Origin of the sequence: Kitasatospora sp. NPDC057542 (assembly GCF_042801945.1) — a bacterium.
Taxonomy (GTDB): Bacteria; Actinomycetota; Actinomycetes; order Streptomycetales; family Streptomycetaceae; genus Kitasatospora.
The window spans coordinates 1-16,932 of the sequence record NZ_JBHVFE010000168.1 but is presented as its reverse complement, the minus strand read 5'-3'; the positions used below and the strand labels follow the sequence as shown (position 1 = coordinate 16,932).

At 73.1% G+C, this 16,932-nt stretch carries 14 protein-coding genes and 1 tRNA gene; 4 read left to right on the top strand and 11 right to left on the bottom strand.

Features of this window, described 5'->3' with window-relative positions; translation table 11 throughout:
- Nucleotides 1-44 precede the first annotated feature (44 nt).
- The 10 genes from ACFU7Y_RS21635 to ACFU7Y_RS21590 form a co-directional block, all read right to left on the bottom strand.
- Nucleotides 45-1,661 (bottom strand): DUF2079 domain-containing protein, encoded by a 1,617-nt coding sequence (locus tag ACFU7Y_RS21635; RefSeq protein ID WP_380769341.1) that lies wholly within the window; start codon nt 1,659-1,661, stop codon nt 45-47.
- 43 nt (nt 1,662-1,704) lie between these two features.
- The gene (locus tag ACFU7Y_RS21630) at nt 1,705-2,907 is read right to left on the bottom strand and encodes a glycosyltransferase 87 family protein (RefSeq protein WP_224284920.1); all 1,203 of its coding nucleotides are present in this window, start codon (nt 2,905-2,907) and stop codon (nt 1,705-1,707) included.
- A 351-nt stretch (nt 2,908-3,258) separates the two neighbouring features.
- A tRNA-Ala gene (locus ACFU7Y_RS21625) sits at nt 3,259-3,332 on the bottom strand.
- 83 nt (nt 3,333-3,415) lie between these two features.
- Entirely contained in the window at nt 3,416-4,414 is a 999-nt protein-coding gene (locus tag ACFU7Y_RS21620; protein WP_380769339.1) for a hypothetical protein, read from the bottom strand.
- Between the two features lie 150 nt (nt 4,415-4,564).
- Nucleotides 4,565-5,191, bottom strand: coding sequence for a GNAT family N-acetyltransferase (locus ACFU7Y_RS21615; protein WP_224284323.1), 627 nt, complete (start codon nt 5,189-5,191; stop codon nt 4,565-4,567).
- Nucleotides 5,188-5,706, bottom strand: coding sequence for a molybdenum cofactor biosynthesis protein B (locus ACFU7Y_RS21610; RefSeq protein WP_224284319.1), 519 nt, complete (start codon nt 5,704-5,706; stop codon nt 5,188-5,190). The genes ACFU7Y_RS21615 and ACFU7Y_RS21610 overlap by 4 nt, the downstream gene beginning before the upstream one ends.
- Entirely contained in the window at nt 5,703-6,143 is a 441-nt protein-coding gene (gene moaC, locus ACFU7Y_RS21605) for a cyclic pyranopterin monophosphate synthase MoaC (protein WP_263455674.1), read from the bottom strand. Before moaC ends, ACFU7Y_RS21610 begins: the two co-directional genes overlap by 4 nt.
- A 127-nt stretch (nt 6,144-6,270) precedes the next feature.
- On the bottom strand, nt 6,271-7,608 hold the full coding sequence (gene glp / locus ACFU7Y_RS21600; protein WP_380769336.1) for a gephyrin-like molybdotransferase Glp: 1,338 nt from the start codon (nt 7,606-7,608) through the stop codon (nt 6,271-6,273).
- 34 nt (nt 7,609-7,642) lie between these two features.
- Nucleotides 7,643-8,563 carry a UTP--glucose-1-phosphate uridylyltransferase GalU gene (galU, locus tag ACFU7Y_RS21595; protein WP_224284322.1) on the bottom strand — a complete coding sequence of 307 codons (921 nt, stop codon included), beginning with the start codon at nt 8,561-8,563 and terminating at the stop codon, nt 7,643-7,645.
- 51 nt (nt 8,564-8,614) lie between these two features.
- A complete protein-coding gene (locus tag ACFU7Y_RS21590; protein ID WP_380769334.1) occupies nt 8,615-9,535 on the bottom strand; it encodes a GGDEF domain-containing protein in 921 nt (306 codons plus the stop codon).
- 63 nt (nt 9,536-9,598) lie between these two features.
- Here ACFU7Y_RS21590 and ACFU7Y_RS21585 point away from each other — a divergent pair, with 63 nt between their 5' ends.
- Nucleotides 9,599-10,174 (top strand): 5-formyltetrahydrofolate cyclo-ligase, encoded by a 576-nt coding sequence (locus ACFU7Y_RS21585; RefSeq protein WP_380769333.1) that lies wholly within the window; start codon nt 9,599-9,601, stop codon nt 10,172-10,174.
- Nucleotides 10,175-10,237: 63 nt separating this feature from the next.
- Here ACFU7Y_RS21585 and ACFU7Y_RS21580 read toward each other — a convergent pair whose 3' ends face one another.
- Complete coding sequence (locus tag ACFU7Y_RS21580; RefSeq protein ID WP_224281981.1) at nt 10,238-12,955, bottom strand: penicillin acylase family protein; 2,718 nt, start codon at nt 12,953-12,955, stop codon at nt 10,238-10,240.
- A 239-nt stretch (nt 12,956-13,194) separates the two neighbouring features.
- Here ACFU7Y_RS21580 and ACFU7Y_RS21575 point away from each other — a divergent pair, with 239 nt between their 5' ends.
- The 3 genes from ACFU7Y_RS21575 (at nt 13,195) to ACFU7Y_RS21565 (ending at nt 16,864) form a co-directional block, all read left to right on the top strand.
- A complete protein-coding gene (locus ACFU7Y_RS21575) occupies nt 13,195-14,679 on the top strand; it encodes a potassium/proton antiporter (protein WP_224281979.1) in 1,485 nt (494 codons plus the stop codon).
- Nucleotides 14,680-15,033: 354 nt separating this feature from the next.
- Nucleotides 15,034-16,422 carry an MFS transporter gene (locus ACFU7Y_RS21570; RefSeq protein ID WP_374120027.1) on the top strand — a complete coding sequence of 463 codons (1,389 nt, stop codon included), beginning with the start codon at nt 15,034-15,036 and terminating at the stop codon, nt 16,420-16,422.
- Between the two features lie 127 nt (nt 16,423-16,549).
- Complete coding sequence (locus tag ACFU7Y_RS21565) at nt 16,550-16,864, top strand: FmdB family zinc ribbon protein (RefSeq protein ID WP_224281977.1); 315 nt, start codon at nt 16,550-16,552, stop codon at nt 16,862-16,864.
- The last annotated feature ends 68 nt before the right edge of the window (nt 16,865-16,932 follow it).

Sequence of the window (16,932 nt, the reverse complement as noted above, 5' to 3'; positions counted from 1 at the left end):
GACGTCGTTCCGGCCGGCCCTCCGGCGTCTGCGGGAAGCCGCGCTCAGCCGCGGAACAGGTTGTGCCCCACGTCGGACGGGACCTCGTCCTGGACCGGCTCGCTGCCCGGCCCCGGCACGTGCTCGCCGGGGATCGGCTCGTCGCCCTCCCGGTGCAGCAGCACGACCCCGTCCTCGGCCCACAGCTGCCGGTAGCCGTGCGCCAGCAGCAGCTGGATCCGCTCGGCCTGCTCCTTGTCCGTCTTGAACGGGAAGGAGCGCTTGTCGCCCCGGGTGAGCACGTACTCGCGCCCGCGCGGCGTGCCGTCGACCAGCACCACGTCCGTCCGGGCGGTCAGCCGCGGCGCGATCTGGTTGTCCGCCTCGACGGACGCCCCGTCCGGGATCAGTGCGGCCGCCCGCACCAGCGCCGCCTCGCTCGGCTTGGGCGCCCAGGAGGACGGCACGGCCAGCGGCAGCAGCCCGATCGGCACCGCGGCCACCAGCGCGATGCCGGCCGCGCCGAGGCCCAGCCCGCGCGCCCGTCGCACGCTCCGCTCCGGCCGCCCGGTGCCGCTCAGCCGGCCCAGCACCTCGATCGCGGCGGTGAGCAGGATCGGCCACAGCAGCGAGTCGTAGTGCCGGGCGATCGACCAGTGGTTGGGGTTGCTGGACAGGATCCGCTCGGCCAGCAGCGGCACCGCGCACAGCACGGTGGCCGAGCGCAGCGGCAGCAGCAGCATGGTGCCGAACAGCCACAGCAGCAGCAGCGGCTTGAGCGGCTGGTCGAAGGCGGTCTGCACCAGCAGGAACGGGTCGTGCAGCAGGTGCTTCACCGCGTCGCCGCCGTCACTGCCGAGCGCCGCGTAGTTCCAGTAGTAGCCCGGTTCCCCGCCCATCGCCGGGATCAGCCAGGTGATGGCGGCCGCCGAGGCGACCGGCCCGCCCAGCAGCAGCCCCAGGCCGGTGAAGCGGCCCGCCCGGTCACCGGTGCGGCGGGTGCGCACCAGCAGCACCAGGCCGTACGCCCCGACCATCAAGCCGAGGTCCTCCTTGGTGCAGCACAGCAGCACGGCGGCGAGCACCACCGTGCCGTACCGGCGGGCCAGTCCGCGCTCCAGCATCAGCAGGGTCAGCGGCACCGCGAAGGCGACCTCGTGGAAGCCGACCCGGGCGGCGACCAGCAGCGGCCAGCCGAGCCCGTAGACCAGGCCGGCCAGGTCGGCGGCCCGACGGGCGGTGTGCGGCTCGGCGCCGGCGAAGGCGTGCCCGGCGATCCGCCGGACCAGCGGCACCCCGGCCGCGAACAGCAGCGACTGCCCGATGATCAGCGAGCGCGGGTCGTCCCAGATCCAGTACAGCGGCGCGAGCAGCGCCAGCACCGGCGAGAAGTGGTCGCCCAGCAACGAGAAGCCGGGCGGGAACTCGTGGTGGAAGCTCTTCAGCGTCGAGACGGGCAGCCCGAAGTGGGCGTAGCCGCGCACGCCCTGGTCGAAGATGCCGAGGTCGAAGCCGCCGAGCGACACGGACGTCCAGCCCTGCAGGCCGATGGCGCAGGTCACCGCGAAGCAGAGCGCGGTGAGCAGCACGGTGCGCCGGGCCGGACCGAGCAGGACGGCCGTGGCCGCCCGGCGGGCGGCGGGCACGGCGGCCGTCGGCGAGGGTGCGGTCTGGGTGGTCACGTCGGGTCCGATCCGTCCGGTCTGGGTCCGTGGGTCCGGACCGTCAGGTCCGGTTCGTCAGCGCGGGATCGCGGTCCGGCCTGGCGGCCGACGGGGCCAGGGCCCCGCCGCCGGTGCCGTCCACGGCCTGCCGCCGGGCGCGGTACAGCCGCACGCCCAGGACGACCAGGACGGCGATCGCGATCGGCGGGTAGATCGCGCCGGGCAGCTGCCAGTACCAGGCGACCCCGCGGCCCCACCGGTGCGGCACCGTCCACATGACGTGGGAGAGGAACACCACCAGCGTCAGACCGAACAGCACCTGCCGGGCCCTGGTCCTGGCCTCCACCGCCAGCAGGGCGAGGAGCGGGATGCACCAGACCCAGTGGTGGGTCCAGCTGATCGGCGAGACCAGCAGCGCGGTGAGCGCGGCGCAGACCGCGCCCCAGGCGTCGGCCCGGCGCAGCACCCGCGCCGAGCGCCCGGCCAGCACCGCCACCCCGAGCCCGAACGCCCCGACCAGCGCCGAGGCGACGAGCCCGACCAGGCCCGGGTCGTTGACGTCGAGCAGCCGGCAGACGGCGCCGCGCAGCGACTGGTTGTCCACCAGGACGGTCACGCCGACCCGGCTCGGATCCCAGAGGTAGGTGGTCCAGAACCCGTGCGAGGCGTCGGGCAGCGCGGCCCAGCCGATCAGGCCCGCCGCGAGGAAGGTGCCGGCCGAGACCAGGGCGGCCCGGACCCGGCCGGTCAGGAACAGGTAGACGGCGAACAGGCCCGGGGTGATCTTGATGGCCGTGGCCAGGCCGATGCCCACGCCCTTGAAGCGGTTGCGGTCCGAACGGGTCAGGTCCCACAGGACCAGGCAGAGGATGCCGAGGTTGACCTGGCCGTACTGGAAGGTGGTGAAGACCGGCTCCAGCCAGATGCCGAGGCCGGTCGCCAGGATCACCACGGCCGCGCGGTGCTGCTTGGGCCAGCCGGCCAGCTTGAGCGACAGGTGCACGGCCGCGGCGAGCAGCGCGTAGTTGAGGAGCATCACCAGGACGCGCAGGGTGCTCACGCCGAACCAGGTGCTCGGCACGAAGAGCATCGCCGCGAACGGCGGGTAGGTGGCCGGCAGGTCCCAGCCGGGCAGCCGCATCGCGTACAGGTCCTCGCCCCGGACGACGGCCTCGCCCTCGGCCCGGTAGACCAGCATGTCGACCATGGTGGCCCCGTGGGCGTGCCGGAACCAGGCGAACACCACCAGTGACACCGCCGCCACGCAGGCCGCCGGGAGGGTCCAGGAATTCGGCCTTCCGGTTTCCGCTGCGCCGCCGGACTCATCCTGGGCCGACCGCCGCACCCACCGTTTCAGACCGAACTCGCGCACCGCGATGGCACCCCGTCGAGATAGACCAGATCGTTCCCTCGTCAGCGTCTGGGCCCACCCACCATAACCGACCCCCCTGAGCCCCAAACCGCGTCAGAAACGAGCCCGGAAGGGTGATGTGACCCCGCCCACAGTCGCCCCGGAGCCGGCTCCGACACCCGGCCCGGACCCCAAAACGCCAAATCCCGCCGGGTGTTGCCTCCCGGCGGGATTTCGTCGACCGGCCTGAGCCGGTCCGTTGGGTGGAGCTGAGGGGATTCGAACCCCTGACCCCCTCGATGCGAACGAGGTGCGCTACCGGACTGCGCCACAGCCCCAACGAGAAGAAACTCTAGCACCTTTCGGAGGGGGTTCGTGACCACCCCCCCGGATCGCGGTGCTGGTCGGGGGGTGGCCCACGTCATTCGTTGGCCGCGCGCGGGCGCGACTCGGGGGCCTGCGGCTCGGCGTACTGGTCGAAGAGCGGGGTCTTGCGGGACTCGGCGGGGCGGCCGGCGGTCCAGGTGCCGGGGGCCGACAGGTCGAGGCCGCGGGAGACCCGGGGGGCGACCGGGGCGGTCACGTAGGTCGGTAGCGGGACGGGCACCGGCTCCCAGGAGTCCGGGCCGGCCGCGCCGCGCTCGCGCATGCCGTCGACCCACTCCTCGTGCTCGGTCGCCTCGGCCACCGCGGAGGCGGAGGGCACCGAGACGGTGGCCTGCTCCGGGTCGGCGGCCAGCCGCAGGTGCGGACGGCGTACGGCCCGCTCCTCGGCGCGCGCGACCGGGGCCGGCTCGGCGGCGGGGGCCTCGGCCGGGGCGCCGCCGGGCGCCGAGGCCTCGGCGCGCTGCTGCTCGCGCTTGCGCAGCCGCTCGGCCGCCTGGGCGGCCCGCACCCGGTCGAGCTTCACCTCGTACCGCTGGCGCTCCAGCTTGCGCAGGTGGCCGATGTACAGGGTGAGGAGGACCGCCGGGACCGCCGGGACCCAAAGGAAGGCCAGTCCGGCCACCGCGGCGACCACCGCGCCGAGCGCGAAGGAGAGGAAGAGGGCGGTGACCATCCGGCGCCGGCGGGCCAGCAGACGCGCCCGGCGCTCGACACCGGCCCGCGGTTCGGGGGCCGACCGTTCGGCCGGGCGCTGCACCGGAGGTTCGGGCTCCCGCGCGGGGTCGCCGGAGGTGGCCTCGTCCCGTTCGGGAGGGCCGTCGTTGCTCTGCTCGCCGTCACGCGGTTCGTCGCCCAGGGCCCGGGCTGCCCGCCGCTCCAGCGCCGAACGCCCGGCCAGCAGGCGGATGGCGGTGCTGAAGCGTTCCGTCGGGCGCGCCTCGTTGAGTTCGTCCTGCCTGCGGAGCCACATCGGCACCAGATAGGCGGCCCAGGCCCCTACGATGACGGCGTAGATAAGGCCGCTACTGCTCACGATTCACACCGTACGGGCGCCGGGGAAGGCCTGGCAGCAATTTGGTGCGGCGTGTCGTGTGATCAAGCTGATTCTCCGACTATTTTGCCGGTATTTGTGGGGGTCCGGTGCCCCGCCGATGCCAGATCGATATTTCTTTCGAACATATATTCAATTACTTGGCTCGCGCCCGGAACTGAGCGCCCGCCAGCGCTCCAGCATCCCCTCCGGGACCTCCTCGTCGGTCAGCGCGTAGACGAGGTGGTCCCGCCAGTCGCCGTCGATGTGGAGATAGCGCGGACGGATTCCCTCCGAACGGAAGCCGAGTTTCTCCACCACCCGCCGGCTCGGGCCGTTCTCCGGGCGGATGCAGACCTCGATCCGGTGCAGTCCGAGCGTGCGGAAGCAGTAGTTCACCGAAAGCGCCACGGCGGTCGGGATGATGCCCCGGCCGGCCACCGTCTCGTCCACCCAGTACCCGATGTTCGCCGAGCACATCGATCCCCAGGTGATCCCGCCGACGGTCAACTGCCCCACCAGCTGGCCCTTGTAGACCACGACGAAGGGCAGCATCCGGCCGGCCGAGGCCTCGCCGCGCAGGAAGCGGACCATCTGCCGGTACGTCGGACGGGGGCCGGCCACCTGGCCCGCCGGGCCGGGCGGCACGGTGGCCTCCCAGCGGCGCAGCCAGTCCCGGTTGCGGCGGCTCACCTCCTGCCACTCACGCTGGTCGCGGGCCCGGATCGGGCGCAGCACGACCTCCCCCTCGTGGAGTTCTACCGGCCAGCCGGCGTTCAGTGCCCTCTCCTGGATGCTGGAGCCCCGGTTGCTGGGGCGTCGGTCCGGGGGTGGTCCCCGCCGCCGAGCTGGTCGACGGCGTGGGCGAGCAGCGGCTCCAGGACGGCCAGGCCGTCCTTGACACCGCCGGTCGAGCCCGGCAGGTTGACGATCAGGGTACGTCCGGCGAGCCCGGCGAGCCCGCGGGAGAGCGCCGACGTCGGCACCTTCTCCCGGCCGTACGCACGGATGGCCTCGGCGATGCCGGGGACCTGACGGTCGATCACCCGGGCGGTCATCTCGGGGGTGAGGTCCATCGGCGAGATGCCGGTGCCGCCGGTGGTCAGCACGACGTCGTAGCCGGCCGCGACGGCCTCGCGCAGCACGGCCTCCACCGGGTCGCCGTCCGGGACGACCCGGGGGCCGTCGGCGGTGAAGCCCATCGCGGTCAGGCCGGCCACCAGCAGCGGGCCGCCCCTGTCCTCGTAGACCCCGGCGAAGGCCCTGTTGGACACCGTCACGGCCAGCGCCTTCATGCGTCCACCTCCGGGGCGGACCAGTCGCCGCTCTTGCCGCCGGTCTTGCTCAGCACCCGGACGGACTCGATCGTGGCACCCTTGTCCACCGCCTTGACCATGTCGACGACGGTCAGCCCGGCCACCGCGACGGCGGTCAGCGCCTCCATCTCGACGCCGGTGCGGTCGGCGGTCTTCACGGTGGCGGTGATCTCGACCGCGTCGTCCGCGACGGCCAGGTCGACCTTGACGCCGGAGACCGCGATCGGGTGGCAGAGCGGGATCAGGTCCGGGGTCCTCTTGGCGCCCATGATCCCCGCGATCCGGGCCACCGCGAGGGCGTCGCCCTTGGGCACGCCCTCGCCGCGCAGCAGCTCGACCACCTGCGGGGAGACCCGCACCCGGCCGGCCGCCACGGCGGTGCGCGCGGTGGTGGCCTTCTCGGAGACGTCGACCATCCGGGCCGCGCCCTGGTCGTCGACGTGGGTGAGGCGGTCGCCGGGGGGAGGTGTCGTCACGGGTAACTCCAGAGGCGCGCAGATCGAATACCGCGCTACCGTACCGTTCCCCGGTCCGGGGAGCTGATCAGGAGTCCAGCAACACCACGTCCACCTCGCTGCCGGCCGGCAGTTCGGTGGTCTCCTCGGGGACGGTGATCAGACAGTCGGCCCGGGCCAGCGCGCCGACCAGGTGCGACCCGGCGCCGCCCACCGGCTCGACCGTGCCGTCCGCCGCCGAGTAGCGGCCGCGCAGGAACTGCCGGCGGCCGGCCGGCGAGCGCAGCGCCACCAGACAGAGCGCGCGGACGACCGGGCGGTGCACGTCGGTGGCCCCGAGCATGGTGCGGATGACCGGGCGGACGAAGAGCTCGAAGGAGATGTAGGCGCTCACCGGGTTGCCGGGCAGTGCGAGCAGCGGCACCCCGGCCGCGCCGCCGATCCGGCCGAAGCCCTGCGGCTTGCCGGGCTGCATCCGCAGGCGCCGGAAGTCCACCCCGCCGTAGGACTCGAAGACCTCCTTGACCACGTCGTACGCGCCGACGCTGACCCCGCCGCTGGTGACGATCAGGTCGGCCCGGCCGAGCTGCTCCTCCAGGACGGCGCGCAGCCGGTCGGCCTCGTCCGGGACGGCGCCGACCCGGTAGGCGATGGCGCCGGCCTCCCGGGCGGCCGCGGTCAGGGTGAAGCTGTTGGAGTCGGCGATCTGCCCGGGGCCGACCGGTCGGCCGGGCTGGACCAGCTCGCTGCCGGTGGACAGCACCACGACCCGAGGACGCGGGCGGACCTTCACGGTGGGACGGCCGATCGCGGCGAGCAGGCCGAGCTGGGCGGGGCCGAGCCGGGTACCGGCCTCCAGCACCCGGGTGCCGGCCGCGACGTCGCTGCCGCGGCGGCGGATGTGCGCGCCCTCGGTGACCGGGCGCAGGACCCGGACCTCCTCGTCCGGGACGGGGGCGGTCATCGCGGCTGCGGCCACCCCGGTGCCGGTGCCGCCGTCGGTCCACTCGACCGGTGCGACGGCCTGGGCGCCGGGCGGCAGCGGGGCGCCGGTCATGATCCGGGCGGCCTGGCCGGGGCCGACCTTGGGCAGCCGGTCGGCGCCGGCGGCGATGTCGCCGACCACCGAGAGCACCGACGGGTAGGCGTCGGTGGCGCCCTCGGTGTCGGCGGTGCGGACCGCGTAGCCGTCCATCGAGCTGTTGTCGAAGGGCGGCAGGTCGCCGTCGGCGGTCACGTCCTCGTCGAGCCGGCAGCCCTGGGCGTCGAGCAGGTGGAGCTCGATCGCGGGCAGCGGGCCGACCGCGGCCAGCACGTCGGCGAGGTGCTCGTCCACCGTCCAGAGCCGGGGGGCCGCCGGGGCCGGGTCCGCTCCGGCGTCGCAACAGGCGCTGGGCGTGGTGCTGTGCTCGGTGGACCCGGTCATCGGCGGCTCGCTCTCTGTCGTGGTCGGTCCTGTGTCAGGCCTGCATCTCGGAACCGACGAACTCCCGCAGCCAGGAACGGAACTCCGGGCCCAGGTCCTCGCGCTCGGAGGCCAGACGGACGATAGCGCGCAGGTAGTCGGCGCGGTCGCCGGTGTCGTAGCGGCGGCCCTTGAAGAGCACGCCGTGCACCTGGCCGCCGTCCGCCGCCTCACGGCGGGTCAGCTCGCGCAGGGCGTCGGTCAGCTGGATCTCGCCGCCACGGCCGGGCGGGGTCTCCCGCAGCACGTCGAAGACCAGCGGGTCGAGGACGTAGCGGCCGATCACGGCGTAGTTCGACGGGGCCTCGCCGGGCTCGGGCTTCTCGACCAGGTCGGTCACCTGGAAGACGTCCTCGCCGAAGCCGTTCGCCTTGACGGCGGCGCAGCCGTAGAGGTGGATCTGGGAGGGGTCGACCTCCATCAGGGCGACGACCGAGCCGCCGAGCTGCTGCTGCACCTCGATCATGCGGGCGAGCAGCGGGTCGCGGGGGTCGATCAGGTCGTCGCCGAGCAGGACGGCGAAGGGCTGGCCGGCGACGTGCTGCTCGGCGACCGAGACGGCGTGACCGAGGCCCTTCGGGTCGCCCTGGCGGACGTAGTGCATGTTGGCCAGCTCGACGGACTCGCGGACCCGGGCCAGGCGCTGCTCGTCGCCCTTGCGGACGAGCAGTTCCTCCAGCTCGTAGGCGCGGTCGAAGTGGTCCTCCAGGGCGCGCTTGTTGCGGCCGGTGACCATGAGTATGTCGGACAGGCCCGCGGCGGAGGCCTCCTCGACGACGTACTGGATCGCCGGCTTGTCGACGACCGGGAGCATCTCCTTCGGGGTGGCCTTGGTCGCCGGGAGGAAACGGGTGCCCAGTCCGGCCGCGGGCACCACGGCCTTGGTTACCGGAACTCGGAAGTTGGTCGTCGTCATGCGTTTACCTTACTCAGGCACGTTTTCGCCCGGCCGAGCGCAGGCGGTCGGCTAGGACAGCACGTCGCGCGACCCGGCCACAGTGGCAGGCGTATGGGACACGACCGGCTGGGTGAATGGGTCCCGGCCGACACAGGCCGACAGACTACCCGCCTTTCCCGAACGGTCACGTTCGGCATCCGGTCCGTGATCGGGAGTGCGGGTGGCCTGTTCGGAGCGGTCGGTGCGGGGCCGGTCGGGCTCCCCGGCGTGCCGGGCCTGGAGCCGCCAGCAGTCGCCGCCGGCCGCCCGGGCCGCGGCGAGCGCCGCGTCGGCGGCGCGCAGCAGGACTGCCGCGTGGGTGCCGTCGTCGGGCAGCACGGCGATGCCGGCGGCGGCGGTCAGGCCGTTGCCGGTGGCCGGGCGGGGCTCGCGCGGGCCGGAGGACCAGTCCAGCAGCAGGTGCCGGCGGACCGACCAGACCAGGCGCTCGGCGACCTGCACGGCGCCCTCGGCGCCGGTGTCCGGCAGCACCACCAGGAACTCCTCGCCGCCGTAGCGGCCGAGGGTGTCGGCCCGGCGGATCTCCATCGCGAGCCGCTGGGCGAGGTCACGCAGGACCGCGCCCGCCCGGCCCCGGCCGTGCTCGGCGACGACCGCGTCGAAACCCGTGATGGCCAGCATCAGCACGGCGAGCGGGCGCGGGCCGTCAGCCTGCTCGGCGTGCTCGGCGCGGCGGGCCCGCTCGATCTCCCGGTCCAGGGTGAGCTGGAGGTGACGGTAGTTCCACACGCCGGTGAGCGGGTCGCAGGAGGCGGTGCGCTCCAGTTCGGCGCAGCGCTCCTCCAGTTCGGCGATCCGTCCGCGCAGCCGCTCCTCCCCGGCGGCGGCCACGGCCCGCTCCCGCCGTCCGCGCAGTCCGAGGGCGGTGGCGCCGGCCAGCGCCGGGACGCTCAGTGCGGCCAGGGCCTGGACCAGCAGCGGGGTGGTCAATGGGGGACGCCCTTTCGCGTGTCAGGCTCTGCGCGTCGACGGTGCGGAGACCAGGAGGATCGGATGCACAACGAGAAGAACGGCCTGAGGACACGGCTGTTGACGCAACGGCGTGAACTGGCCGCCGAGGAGCGCGCCGCGGCGGCCGAGGCGCTGGCCGGGCACGCCGGGGAACTGGCCGCCGCGGGCGCCACCGTGGCCGCGTACGTCTCGGTGGGCGCCGAGCCCGGGACGCGGCCGTTGCTGGACGCGCTGCGGGCGCGCGGGGTGCGGGTGCTGCTGCCCGTACTGCTGCCGGACAACGACCTGGACTGGGCCGAGTACGCGGGGCCCGACGCACTGGCCCCGGCCGGGCGCGGGCTGCTGGAGCCGGTCGGCCCGCGGCTCGGCCCGCAGGCGGTGACGCAGGCCGCGGTGGTGCTGCTGCCGGGCCTGGCGGTGGACCGCTCCGGCCTGCGGCTGGGCCGGGGCGGCGGCAGCTACGACCGGGTGCTGGCCCGGCTCGCACGGGCGGGTGCGCGGCCGGTGCTGGCGGTGCTGCTGTACGAGCACGAGCTGCTGGAGCGGGTGCCGGCCGAGCCGCACGACCGGCCGGTGGACCTGGCGGTCCTGCCCTCGGGGGTGCTCAGCCTCGGGTGAGAACGGCGGCGGCCCCGCTCCCTCGGGGGGAACGGGGCCGCCGGTGGCCGGGCCGTACGGGCGTCAGCCGGTGGTGAGCACCAGCTTGTGCTTGGTGGCCTTCTCGACCGCGTCCGGCGAGTAGGCCCAGGTCAGCAGCTTGCCCTTGAGCCAGATGTCGGTCTGGTCGTTGTAGTTGTCGTGGAAGGCGTGGCCGGAGGCGCCGCCGACGTTGACCCAGCGCGAGGAGTCGAGGTCGTTCAGGTCGACCACCATGCGCATCGACGGGATCCAGTCCACCTGGTAGCCGGCCGCCGCGTTCCAGCCGGCCGCGTCGACCGCCGCCGAGCCGCCGGAGAGCCGGTACGGGCCGCGGTTGAGCAGCTTGTGCACCGCACCGGAGGCGATCGAGGAGTTGTCGGTGCCGAGGGTCTGCTCGCGCAGCTCCAGCTTGTGCAGGCGGCCCCAGCTCCAGGTGGAGATGTCCTTGCTGAGCAGCGAGGTCAGCTCCTGGCGGGCGTTCTTCATCGCCTCCTGGAGCAGGTTGTCCAGGCCCTTCTGCTCCTTGTGCTGGTCGTCGATGTACGTCCACCACGAGCTGTCGGGCTTCTCCAGCTGCTGGCGCACCACCTCGGTCCAGCGGTCGCCGCCGTCCGGCTGGGCCTTGCCCGGCTCGCGGGTGCCGCACTCGGTGACGATCTTGGTGGAGCTGTCCGGCTTGGTGGGGTCGCTCTGCTGGCGGACCAGCAGGCAGTTGTCCTTGGCCCGCAGGTCGGCCGGGAACTTCTGGCCGAAGGCCAGGGTCAGCAGCTGGCGCCAGACGCCGTTGTAGTAGGCGGCGGCGGCCGAGTCGGCGTCCTGGTGGAAGTTCCAGTCCTTCAGCAGGTCCTGGGCCTCGCGCACGTACGGGTCGCTGATCGGCTGCTTGAGCAGCAGCGGCACCAGCGTCTTGGCCATCACGCTGGTGTTGTCCAGCTGGAGGGTCTGCATGTCGTCCGGCGAGATCTTGCCGTTGTTCTTGAGCAGGCCCTCGATCTGGTCGGTGATCTCCTTGGCGCGGGTGCCGTACTCCCAGTCCTTGGTCAGGCTGTACTTGTAGCTCGGGTCCACCACGGCCTGGTTGGCGGTGACGATGTAGCCCGCCGAGGGGTTGAGGCTCCAGGGCAGCGCGCTGAAGGGGATCGGGTCCTTCCACTGGTACGCGGGGTCCCAGCCCGGCGCCGGGTAGCTGCCGTCGCCCTTGCCGCGGACCGGGATGGTGCCCGGGGCCTGGTAGCCGATGTTCTTGGCGTCGGCGTAGATCAGGTTCTGCGCGGGGACGGCGAAGTCCTTGGCGGCGTTGCGGAACTCGTCCCAGTTCTTCGCCTTGTCCAGCTCGAAGACGGCGTCCATGGTCTTGCCGGGGCTGAGCGCCGTCCACTGGAGGGCGACGCCGTAGCCGCCGGTGCCGCGGTCGGGGGCGGAGGTGCCGTTGGGGGCGTACTTGCCGACGTTCTGCTGCTCGTTGCTCTGGTCGGAGATCAGCGGGGCGCCGGTCTGGGTGGTGCGGACGGTGATGGTGCGGTCCTCGCCGCCGGCGACCTTGATGGTCTCCTTGCGGAGGTCGAACTTCACGTCCTTGCCGTCGACCTGGTAGGTGTCCGGGCCGGTGACCTTCTCCAGGAAGAGGTCGGTGACGTCCGCGCCGAGGTTGGTGAAGCCCCAGGCGATGTCCTTGTTGTGGCCGATCACCACGCCGGGCATGCCCGCGAAGGTGAAGCCGGAGACGTCGAACTGGCAGGCCGGGGAGTTGGTCCGGCAGTGCAGGCCCATCTGGTACCAGACCGAGGGCAGGCCGGGGCCGAGGTGCGGGTCGTTGGCCAGCAGCGGCTTGCCGGTGGTGGTGTGCGAGCCGGCGACCACCCAGGAGTTGGAACCGATGCCCTGGCCGGGGCGGCCGAGCAGCTGCGGCATCGAGTCGATCCGGTCGGTCAGGCCCTGCAGCAGCGCCTTGGTGGTGGCCGCGCCCTGGGCGGTGGCGGTGCCGGTGGTCGCGCCGGACGGCGAGGAGCCGTCGGCGGGGCGGTAGTTGTCGCCGGCCACGGTGCCGGTCTTCACGATGGTGCCGTTGCGGGCGTACGGGTAGTCCGGGTAGAGCTCGGCGATCTTGTCCGGGCCGAAGTCCTGGGCCAGCAGCGAGCGGTCGATCTCCTCCTGGAGGTTCCCGGAGAGGTTCCAGGCCATCGCCTTGAGCCAGGCCACCGAGTCGACCGGGGACCACTGCTCGGGCTGGTAGCCGCTGTTCACGACGCCGAGCAGGCTGTACTCCAGCGAGGCCTTCGCGCCGCCGGGGTGCTCGGCGAGCCAGGCGTTCACGCCGTCCGAGTAGGCCTGGAGGTACTTCTTGGTCTCCGGGGACAGCTTGGTGTCGTACTCCTTCTGCGCCACCTGCCGCCAGCCCATGGTGCGGATGAAGGCGTCGGTGTCGACCTGGCCGTCGCCGAACATCTCGGAGAGCCGGCCGGCGGTGATGTGCCGGCGGACGTCCATCTCCCAGAAACGGTCCTGCGCCTGGACGTAGCCCTGGGCGCGGAACAGGTCCTCGGCGGTGTCGGCGTACAGCTGCGGGATGCCGTTGGCGTCCCGCTTGACGTCGACGGGCGCGCTCAGGCCCGCCACCTTGACGCTGCCGTCGAGCTCAGGGAAGGAGGCGCGAACCGCGGAGACCCCGCGGTAGCCGCCGTAGCCGGTGCCGGCCACCAGCAGCACGACCAGCACGATCACGATCAGACGGGCGCGCCGGAACTTTTTCGAGCGGGGCATCTGGGTCCTTGCGGTCCTGACTTCGGGGCGGGCGGGCGTGTCCAGGGCCTGCGGCCGTGACAGGGAACCACATTAGGCCGAGTCGGCCGGGCACCGTGAACGGGGGACCAAGCTAAAGATATGGCAAAATGTTAGACTGCGTAACGATCCGCAAGAGGAGCATTGACGACTTCTTAACGGGTCGCCCCACAGCACCACCAGACACCCCGCCCGCCCCTGCCTGCCCGAGGTGCCCCTGCGTGAACGTCTCCCACCTGAACCAGCTCCTGCTTGAGTCCTCCGTGATCCTGCTGTTCGCGGTGGGCGCCGTACGCCTCTCCACCCGATCAGGGCTGCCCAGCCTGCTGATCTATCTGGGGATCGGTGTCGCGCTGGGCCAGAACGGGATCGGCGTCACCTTCAACAACGCCGAGCTCACCCAGGTGCTCGGCTACGCGGCGCTCGTGGTGATCCTCGCCGAGGGCGGCATCAAGACCAGCTGGCGCGAGATCAAGCCGGTGATGCCGGCCGCGACCGTGCTCGCCACCGTCGGCGTCAGCGTCAGCGTGTTCGCCACCGCGGCCGGCGCGCACTGGCTGGTCGGCCTGGACTGGCGCACCTCGCTGCTGCTGGGCGCCATCGTCTCCTCCACCGACGCGGCCGCCGTCTTCTCGGTGCTGCGGATGGTCCCGCTGCCGCACCGGCTCACCGGCCTGCTGGAGGCCGAGTCCGGCTTCAACGACGCACCCGTGGTCATCCTGGTCGTCGCCTTCGCCACCACCGGGGAGCTGGACTCCTGGTACGTCCTGATCGGCACGATCGTCGCCGAGCTGGCGATCGGCGCCGTGATAGGCCTGGCCGTCGGCAAGATAGGCGCCTACGGGCTCAAGCACGTCGCGCTGCCCTCCTCGGGCCTCTACCCGATCGCCGTGATGGCGCTCACCGTGCTCGCGTACGCCGGCGGCGCGCTGCTGCACGGCTCCGGCTTCCTCGCCGTCTACATCAGTGCGGTGATACTCGGGAACTCCAAGCTCCCGCACGGCCCGGCCGTCCGGGGCTTCGCCGACGGGCTGGCCTGGATCGGGCAGATCGGCATGTTCGTCCTGCTCGGCCTGCTCGTCACGCCCGAGTCCATGGGCGACGCGGTGGTGCCCGCACTGGTGATCGGCGGGGTGCTGGTCTTCCTGGCCCGGCCGCTGTCGGTGATGGTCTCGCTGACCCCCTTCAAGGTGTCGGCCCGCGAGCAGGCACTGCTGAGCTGGGCCGGGCTGCGCGGGGCAGTGCCCATCGTGCTGGCCACCATCCCGGTGGTGTCCGGCGCGCACCGGGCCGAGGACGTCTTCAACATCGTCTTCATCCTGGTCGTCGTCTTCACCCTGCTCCAGGGACCGACCCTGCCGTGGGTGGCCAAGCGGCTGCGGATCGACGAGGGCGACATGGGCCAGGACCTGGGCATCGAATCCGCCCCGCTGGAGAAGCTGCACGGGCACCTGCTGTCGGTCACGCTCTCCCCCACCTCGAAGATGTCGGGCGTGGAGATCAGCGAGCTGCGGCTGCCCAGGGGGGCGGCGGTCACCCTGGTCGTGCGTGAGGGGAACTCCTTCGTGCCGGACAAGGCGACGGTGCTGCGCGGCGGGGACGAGCTGCTGGTGGTCACCACGGACGAGGTCGGCGAGGCGGCGGAGCGGCGGCTGCGGGCCGTGGACAAGGGCGGCAAGCTCGCGGGGTGGCTGAACGGGCGGTGAGGGCGCGCCCTCGCCGGCCCCCACCAGGCCCCGGCCGGGGCGGCCGGGTCACCGGGACGGGGCGGCCGGGTCACCGGGACGGGGCGGCCGGGTCACCGGGACGGGTGTGGCTGGCGGGGTCTACGCGCGTAACTGTATGCTGGTTCGACCACGCCGTATAACCACCGCTAGACCACCCCCAGCATCTGCCTGACGCAGAGTTGGCGCGACCGCTCGGCGGCCGCGGTCCGGACCCGGCCACCACGCCGGACCGACCCGGTATCTACCCCGGTCGACGCGCGAGAGGACGACTCTCGGCGCCGTCGGGGCCACACCATGCCCTGCCGCGCTACCAGGCAGCAGGAAGGACCGACCGTGACGGCGCGCCGAACGGTCGACACCGCCGCGGACTCCGCGGCCACCCCCGCAGCTCCGGCCCCCGCCCGCGTCGGGTACGGCGAGCTGCTCCGCACTCCCGGGGCCTGGACGTTCCTGGCCCCCGCCCTCGTCGCGCGGCTGCCGTACGCGATGCTCAGCATGGGCATCCTGCTGCTCGTCACCCGGACCCACGGCTCGTACGGCACCGCCGGTACGGTCACCGCGGTCGCCGCCGTCGCCCAGGCCCTGGTCGGGCCGCAGACCGGGCGGCTCGCCGACCGCTACGGCCAGGCCGCGGTGCTCGTGCCGACCGTCCTGGTGCACGCCGCCTCGGTCGGCGTGCTGATCGCGCTCGCGCTCGGCCACGCGCCCGCCTGGAGCCTGTTCCTGGCCGCCGTCCCGGCCGGGGCGAGCGTGCCGCAGGTCGGCGCGATGGTCCGGGCCCGCTGGGTGGCCAGGTTCACCGCGGACGGCGCCTCCGAGGCCTCCGCGGCCCGGGTGAGCACCGCCTTCGCCTTCGAGTCCGTGACGGACGAGTTCACCTTCGTGATCGGCCCGATCCTGGCCTCCGGCATCGCCGCCCTCGCCAACCCGGCCACCGCCCTGGTCGCCGAGGCCTCGCTGACCCTCGTCGGCGGCCTGGCCTTCGCCGCCCAGCGACGCACCGCACCGACCCGGATCGTGCCGCAACCCGGCACCAGGCGCGCCTCGGCGCTCGCCTCCCCCGGCGTCCGGCTGCTGGCCGGGACCTTCCTCGGGGTCGGCGCGGTCTTCGGCGGCATGCAGGTCTCGGTGAACGCCTTCGCCGACTCGGTCGGGCAGCACGACGCCGGCGGCACCGTGTACGGGATCTTCGCCGGCGGCTCGATGCTGGCCGGCGTGCTGTACGGCGTGATCGCCTGGCGGCGGCCGGTGCAACAGCGGATGCTGATCAGCTACGCGCTGCTGGTGCTGGGCTGCTCGGTGCTGTGGGCGATGCCCAACCTGGTCGCGCTGACCGTCGCCGGGCTGCTCTGCGGGCTGGCCATCGCGCCGACCCTGATCAGCGGCTACACCCTGGTCGAGACGCTGGTCGCGGACGGGGCCAAGACGGAGGCCTTCACCTGGCTGACCGGCGCCATCGGACTGGGGCTGGCGGTCGGCTCGATGGCGGCGGGCCGGCTGATCGACGGGCACGGGCCCTCGACCGGGTTCCTGGTGCCGGTGGCCGGGGCCGGGTTGGGGCTGATCGCGCTGGCCTCGCTGCGACACCTGCTGGTGGCGCCGGGAGGCGGGTCGGGCGCTCCGACGGCTGCCGGCCCGGGCTCCGGTTCGGCCGGCGGTCCGGGCTCCGGTTCCGCGGAGCACGGTGGTGCCGCGCAGCTGGTGGGCGCGGCCAAGGGCTGAGGCGGCGGCGGTCCGGCGGCCGGGCCCCGGTCCATCTCACACCGCAGTCGCTGGACTGATCCCGCGGAATGCCGCATCATTGACCATCGTTAGCACTCATCAGGCGAGAGTGCCAGGAGGAAGACAAGTGCCCACGTACCAGTACCAGTGCACCGAGTGCGGCAACGGCCTGGAGGCGGTGCAGAAGTTCACCGACGAGGCACTGACCACGTGCCCCGAATGCCAGGGACGGCTCCGCAAGGTCTTCTCGGCCGTGGGCGTCGTGTTCAAGGGCTCCGGCTTCTACCGGACCGACAGCCGCTCCTCCTCCAGCAGCTCGGTGGGCTCCGGGTCCTCGTCGACCTCCTCGACGTCGTCCTCCACCTCCACGTCCGCGCCCTCCTCGACGCCGTCGAGCTCCGGCTCCTCGGCCTCGTCCAGCCCGGCTCCGGCCGCGAGCTGACCTCGGCGCCGGGCACCGGCCCGGACGGCCCGTAGACCTCGGAAAGGCCCGTCGGCCCCGCTTCCACG

What these genes read in the sequence shown, in the direction of transcription:
- ACFU7Y_RS21585 (WP_380769333.1), top strand. Translation starts at nt 9,599, where the DNA reads ATGCACAACGAGAAGAACGGCCTGAGGACACGGCTGTTGACGCAACGG.
- glp (WP_380769336.1), bottom strand. Translation starts at nt 7,608, where the DNA reads ATGACCGGGTCCACCGAGCACAGCACCACGCCCAGCGCCTGTTGCGAC.
- moaC (WP_263455674.1), bottom strand. Translation starts at nt 6,143, where the DNA reads ATGGTCGACGTCTCCGAGAAGGCCACCACCGCGCGCACCGCCGTGGCG.
- ACFU7Y_RS21610 (WP_224284319.1), bottom strand. Translation starts at nt 5,706, where the DNA reads ATGAAGGCGCTGGCCGTGACGGTGTCCAACAGGGCCTTCGCCGGGGTC.
- galU (WP_224284322.1), bottom strand. Translation starts at nt 8,563, where the DNA reads ATGACGACGACCAACTTCCGAGTTCCGGTAACCAAGGCCGTGGTGCCC.
- ACFU7Y_RS21580 (WP_224281981.1), bottom strand. Translation starts at nt 12,955, where the DNA reads ATGCCCCGCTCGAAAAAGTTCCGGCGCGCCCGTCTGATCGTGATCGTG.